The 5658-nt window shown below is 51.6% G+C and carries 4 protein-coding genes; 3 read left to right on the top strand and 1 reads right to left on the bottom strand.

Features of this window, described 5'->3' with window-relative positions; all coding sequences use genetic code 11:
- A partial coding sequence (locus tag BP727_RS06690; RefSeq protein ID WP_286857976.1) for an MBL fold metallo-hydrolase occupies positions 1 to 603 on the top strand: 603 nt, incomplete at its 5' end.
- A gap of 44 nt (positions 604 to 647) precedes the next feature.
- Here the strand turns inward: BP727_RS06690 and BP727_RS06685 are convergent.
- Positions 648 to 1277: a hypothetical protein gene (locus tag BP727_RS06685; RefSeq protein ID WP_276837245.1), complete on the bottom strand. Its 630-nt coding sequence runs from the start codon at positions 1275 to 1277 to the stop codon at positions 648 to 650.
- Positions 1278 to 1719: 442 nt separating this feature from the next.
- Between BP727_RS06685 and BP727_RS06680 the strand changes: the two genes are divergently transcribed.
- Complete coding sequence (locus BP727_RS06680) at positions 1720 to 4287, top strand: response regulator (RefSeq protein WP_286857974.1); 2568 nt, start codon at positions 1720 to 1722, stop codon at positions 4285 to 4287.
- Between the two features lie 594 nt (positions 4288 to 4881).
- Positions 4882 to 5643 carry a histone deacetylase family protein gene (locus BP727_RS06675; RefSeq protein WP_286857972.1) on the top strand — a complete coding sequence of 254 codons (762 nt, stop codon included), beginning with the start codon at positions 4882 to 4884 and terminating at the stop codon, positions 5641 to 5643.
- Positions 5644 to 5658: the final 15 nt, after the last annotated feature.

Genomic DNA, 5658 nt, shown 5'->3' with positions numbered 1-5658 from the left:
TACTTCTCCCGCAACTTCGAGGTAATCGCCCTGGAGCTATCGCCGGAGGACGTGGTGAAGATGAAGGGATATCAGGTGAGGGCCATAGAGACCCGTCACAGCGTGCCCAGCCTGGGCTACATCCTGGAGGAAGATCAGCGGCTCGGCAGATTCGACCGTGATGCTGCTCTCTCCCTGGGCGTTCCTCCAGGGCCCTTATTTGGCAGGCTGCAGCATGGCCATGAGGTGGCGGTGGAGGGAAGAGTGGTTCAGCCTCAGCAAGTTATGGGGCCAGCAAGGCCGGGCAGAAAGGTTGTATACACCGGGGATACCAGGCCCTGCCGGTCGGTGGAGGATGCGGGCCGGGGAGCGGATCTCCTGATCCATGATTCTGCTCTGGCCAGCGATATGATAGAATGGGCGATGGAGACAAAACACAGCACGGCAAAAGAGGCGGCAGAGCTGGCCAGGCGCGCCGGGGTCAGACACCTGGTCCTGACCCATATAAGCTCCCGTTACTCTGAGGACAGCTCCCAGCTATTGAATGAGGCAAGGCACATCTTTGAGAAAACGGATGTAGCAGAGGACCTGATGTCTCTGGAGATAAGGTTCAAGGATGAGTGAAGATCCAGCTTTTGTGGTCCATGACTCTCGATTCATCAATCCGTCTATTCCCCATTTTTTTCTTGATCATCGATATTGAGATCGTCGTCAGCGCTCAGGTTGTCTGCTCTGAGTACCTCCAATGCCCTGGCTTCCTCCTTCATCCGTCTTACTCTCTCCTCGCTCAGGGCCTTGGTAATCTGCACAGCTATCTCATCCTCTCTGCCGATGAGGGAGATGTCCAAAGATTCCATGGCGGATTCGATCATCCCCCGGCTATGTTCCAGGTCCATGCCCCTGCTCTCCGACTCGACCCCCTGGCGGAAGAGGTCATCGATCCTGTCTGCTGGCATGCCGAGAGCAGTTGCAGCTGAGATGGCCCTTCCAAACATCTCCATGTCGATATAAAACTGCATACCGTCCTGGTATAGCATCTCGGATTGGCTCATTCTCCCCGCATTCTTGGCTATGAGGGCAGCCCAGAGGTAGTCTCCCGCGTCCACCAGGATGCTGATGGCCTCATCGATCATTCCTCTATCCCTTGCCATGGCTGCAGCATACTCGATCTCACCCGCCTGAGCCAGAAGAGCCACGCCCTCTCTTGCCAGGTCATCCGGCAATTTGTTGCGGTTTTCTCTTTCCATCAGATAGGAGACCTTTTGTTCGAAGGTCATCCTCTCAAATTCTTCTCTCAAGCTTATTTCTCCGAAATGAAATGATTGCATCAGCAAATAAGGCTTTTGTCAGCATCTATGCAACGTGAAGATACCTTTTAAAAATGCATAATATTTCATCATCAGATATTTCAAAAATTGATATTGTGTTCATAAATTATCGGCAGCGAGTAGCACGCAAAAGCATTTAAATCTACAAAAAGATATATAGGTGCAACTACATGATAAATGCCCTCAGGAATCACAAGGGCTGAACGGGATCGAATGGCGATGAGAGAACATGCATGAGAACGTATCTCCTAGGGCTGCTATTATTCCAAAGAGGGGTTCAAAGGTTTTTAGCTTCATAATTATAGCAGTTGCTATATATGTAATTTACATGATCATCGGTCAGCAGCTCAGAAATGACACCGATGCGGTGATTTTTTTTACTGATTGGATTGCATTTATTATAAACGGTTTCATGACGTTATGTCTTTTTTATGGCGCCAGTCAATCCAGGAAGATCAGCCGAAATGTCTTCCTCGCCTGGCTGATGATGGCCATCGGCCAGCTCTGTTTCACCCTGGGGGACGGATTATGGGCATGGATGGAGACGTTTAAAAATCAATCGTTTTTCAGCTCAATTGCAGATATCCCCTGGCTCATGACCTATGGCCTATTCGTAATAGGCATACTGCTTTTGCCTTCCATTAAGATAACCCCGCGAGAGAGGACAAGGATCCTGCTGGATGCAGCCATTGTGATCGTAACCTCCGGCCTATTCTTCTGGTCGCTTATCTTTCAGCCCGCCATCTATCAGAACAGCAATTTGAGTCCCTTAGACATGGCGCTGATTGTGGCCTATCCGATTTTTGATCTGATCTTGGTCTTCCTAGTGGCAGAGATGCTATTCCTAAAGCTGAGCCTCCCCGGAAATGAAGCCCTGAAGTTCCTCGCTCTGGGGGCAGGTGTTTGGATCGCCACAGATACTATATATTTTATGCAGATTCTAAACGAAACCTATCAGCCGGGTGGAGTCCTGGACAGCGGATGGGTTGCAGGATACCTATTGATGGGCCTGGCCGGAATAGCCCAGGGAGAGGCAGCGAAGAGGGGCGCATTTAACGCCAATCAGAGTATTGAAGTGCGCTACGACCGGACCGGGTGGCCTCTTTATCTCCCATACCTATGCGCAGCCGGGGCATTTTTCATGCTCGTCTGGAGTCGCAATCATGATTTTGCCATATCCTTTGGCAGCCTCTCCCTCAGCGTGGGGGTGATAATAGGCCTGGTGTTCGTCCGGCAAATGATACTCCTGAACGAAAATGCCCAGCTATATCGGGAAGCTCAGCTTGAGATAGCAGAGAGAAGAAAAGCGGAGGAAGAGGTCAAGCGGCTCAACGAGGATCTGGAGGAGAGGGTAAGGCTTCGCACTGCAGAGCTAGAGGCCACCAACAAGGATCTTTTAGTGGCCAAGGCCAAGGCGGAAGCAGCTGCAAGGGCCAAATCCAATTTTCTGGACAATATGAGCCATGAGATAAGAACGCCCATGAATGCGATAATTGGCATGGCCCGTCTCCTGCAAGGAACGGATATAAAGCCTGAGCAGCGAGACTTCCTCGATACCATTCAAAAGAGCGGCAGTGCCCTGCTTGCCATCATCGACGATATCCTGGACTACTCCAAGATCGACGGGGATAAGATGGAATTGGTGAATGTGCCTTTTGACCTTCAGATCTGCATTGAGGACTCTTTGGATCTGGTGGCGATAAAGGCATCGGAGAAGGGTCTGGAGCTGGCTTATCTGCTGGAGAATGACGTTCCAAAGAGGATTGTGGGAGATGTCAATCGCTTAAGGCAAGTCCTGGTCAACCTTCTGGGAAATGCTGTTAAGTTCACAGATCGAGGAGATGTTGTGCTAAAGGTCAGCTCCAGACGGCTTGAAGGGAGTGACGACAAGGTTGAGCTTCACTTTGCAGTCAGGGACACGGGAATAGGCATCTCCCCTGAGAACCAAAGCGAGCTCTTCCAGTCCTTCACTCAGGTTGACTCCTCAAAGACCAGGAGCTATGGAGGGACAGGCCTGGGATTAGCCATCAGCCGGGGGATTGTGGAGCGAATGGGTGGGAGGATATGGGCGGAGAGCGAGATTGGAACTGGCAGCTCCTTTTACTTCGATTTTGCTGCTGATGTGGCAGATATTTCAGCAGATCTACAGGATCTCGATGGCGGTTCACCTACCCCTCGATCGAGATTGGAGAACAAGAGGGCGCTTATCATCGATGACAATGGTTCTGCTTTAGAGATGCTGATTCGCGCTACCCGGTCGCTGGGAATGATCACCAATGGGGCTTCGAGCCTGCAGGAGGGCAAGACCCACCTTGAGAGAGAGGAATATGATGTCGTGCTCATGGATGCCATGATGACGGATGAGGATGGTCAGGATCTGGCAGAAAAAATCAAGAGCAAAAGATATGGAGAGGTCTGGCTGGTTCTCCTCTCACCCCTGGGTCGGGGCTCTAGTTCCAAGGTTATGGCCGATGGCTGGCTGAACAAGCCGGTGAAAGCTCTTCAGCTCCGCAATCTTCTAGAGGATCTCATATCGCACTCAGAAAACGAGACGCCAATAGCAGAGAATAATGCTTTCCTGGAAGGTCCCATTGCTGAAGCTCGCACCATTCGCATTCTGATGGCAGAGGACAATCCCGTCAATCGGAAGGTAGCACTCAGCATGCTCAAACGGCTTGGATATCAGGCAGATGTGGCGGAAAATGGATTGAAGGTCTTGCAGGCTTTGCAGGAGAAGCCTTACGATATCGTCTTGATGGATGTGCAGATGCCGGAGATGGACGGCCTGGAGGCAACCCGTCGCATTCGAGATTCAGGATACAACACCTGCATCATCGCCATGACTGCCCATTCAATGGGCGAAAGTAGGGACGAGTGTTTGGACGCGGGAATGAACGCGTACATAAGCAAGCCTATAGAGATAGAGGAGCTGGCACGTGTTCTGGAGTCATGCATCCAAGGTTGTGCGATAGCAGGATAGATCTTGGGATTCCGCAGAAAAATCGAGTCTCGGACGGGCCAGCGCCGATCCACAGCGCCCTTTCAGGAGGAGCTAGTCACATTGTGACAGCCTGCCACGTCCCGAGACCGATTCAATGCCGGGCTATAATGCAATCTAAGCACTGGGCCCTTACACAGCGTCCTTTTTGCGGGAACCCGAAATCATCGCCAGATGCCGGGTCATTCAATTGCACTGTCTGCGGCATTGTGCCGCGCCATAAAGCCGGAGCGATATTTCCCATATTAAGCCGATTAAGGCATACTACGCCGATCAAGGCGCGTATCTCTTTGACCTGCGGGGTCTTATCGGCCTTTTTGGTGCTTTTTCGGATGCTGTCCCGATAACAGCACCTCTCAGGTCTTATTGGTCTGCGGCGTATCTATGGTGAGATACGTCCGATACCTATGGCCTTGAGAGCAAAGCCGTCAAGCTTTTATCGCTTATGCAGCTTTTTGACGCGGCAATCTATCTACATAATCATTATAGTTATTTGTAGTTTTCGGTCGGAACTGCACCGTCGAGTCGATCAAGCCAAATCGAATGAATTAAGTGGCTAGACATCAATCAAAGCCTGTGAAGATAGTATATAGCAGAGAGATGGAGAAAAGGTATCCGACAAACCCGGTGGAGAATCCGGACAGGGTCTCCCTTCCCGCAGAAATGCTTGAGGGATTGGAGTTTATTGAGCCCATTCCGGCAGATCTGGAGGATATCGCCAGAGTGCACGGGCCTGAGCACATCGGCCGGGTGAAGACCTCTGGGCTTTACGATGCTGCGGTTCTTGCCGCCGGCGGGGCTATCTGCGCAGCCGAGCAGGCTGTCGGAGGAGATCCGGCCTTCGCCCTCATCCGCCCGCCAGGCCACCATGCATCATCCAACCGGGCCTGGGGAATGTGCTTTTTCAATAATATGGCCATAGCGGTGCAGAAGATCCGGCCCAAAGCGGAACGGGTGCTGATAATCGACATCGATCTTCACTTTGGCGATGGCACAGTGAGCATCTTCCGGGGAGATCGCAATGTGAAAATCGTCAACCCCTGGTCGGTAGACGAGAACTTCGAGTATTTGAACATGGACCAGAGCCGGTATTTGGCACAGGTGAAAGATGCCTTCTTGGGATTCGACTGCGACATTGTTGGAGTCTCAGCAGGCTTTGACACATATCTGGAGGACTGGGGAGGCCTCTTGAAGATCGAGGATTACAGAGAGATCGGCAAGGCCATCCGGGAAGGAGCAGAGGAAGAGTGCATGGGCAGAAGGTTCGCCCTGCTGGAGGGAGGATATCACCCGGACCTGAAATGGTGCATAAAGAGCTTCATCGAGGGGTTCAGGTAAACTACTCCGGCCTAA

It is taken from the genome of Methanosaeta sp. UBA356 (assembly GCF_002496465.1).
GTDB classification, from domain to species: domain Archaea; phylum Halobacteriota; class Methanosarcinia; order Methanotrichales; family Methanotrichaceae; genus Methanothrix; species Methanothrix soehngenii.
Note: the sequence above shows the minus strand (reverse complement) of the source record. Positions and strands in the feature narration are given on the sequence as shown.